This is a genomic window from Mesorhizobium sp. M7D.F.Ca.US.004.03.1.1 (genome assembly GCF_003998635.1).
Lineage (GTDB): Bacteria > Pseudomonadota > Alphaproteobacteria > Rhizobiales > Rhizobiaceae > Mesorhizobium > Mesorhizobium loti.
Genome location: NZ_RZQG01001766.1, coordinates 1 through 479 on the forward strand (window position 1 = coordinate 1; position 479 = coordinate 479).

The window sequence follows — 479 nt, forward strand, 5'->3', positions numbered from 1 at the left end:
GTCGTGTAGAGTTTCAGGAAGCGGCCAACGTCGGCATCCTCGGTGTTGCGCCAGTACTGCCAGAATTCGTAGGGGCTCAGCATCTCCGCATCGAGCCAGACCGCGCCAGAGGCAGACTTGCCCATCTTGGCGCCTGACGAGGTGGTGAGCAGCGGCGTGGTCAGCGCATAAAGCTGCGCGTCCTCCATGCGGCGGCCGAGATCGATGCCGTTGATGATGTTGCCCCACTGGTCGGAACCGCCCATCTGCAGGCGGCAGCCGAGACGCTTGTAAAGCTCGACGAAATCATAGGCCTGCAAGATCATGTAGTTGAATTCGAGGAACGACAGCGACTGCTCGCGATCGAGCCGGAGCTTGACGGAATCGAAGGCCAGCATGCGGTTGACGGAAAAGTGACGGCCGACGTCGCGCAGGAAATTGACGTAGTTGATCTCCATCAGCCAGTCGGCGTTGTTGACCATGATGGCGTCGTTCTGACC

At 59.7% G+C, this 479-nt stretch carries 1 protein-coding gene; it reads right to left on the reverse strand.

Annotated elements, in window-relative coordinates; translation table 11 throughout:
• A partial coding sequence (gene tyrS, locus EN935_RS39930) for a tyrosine--tRNA ligase (protein WP_127374449.1) occupies positions 1-479 on the reverse strand: 479 nt, incomplete at both ends.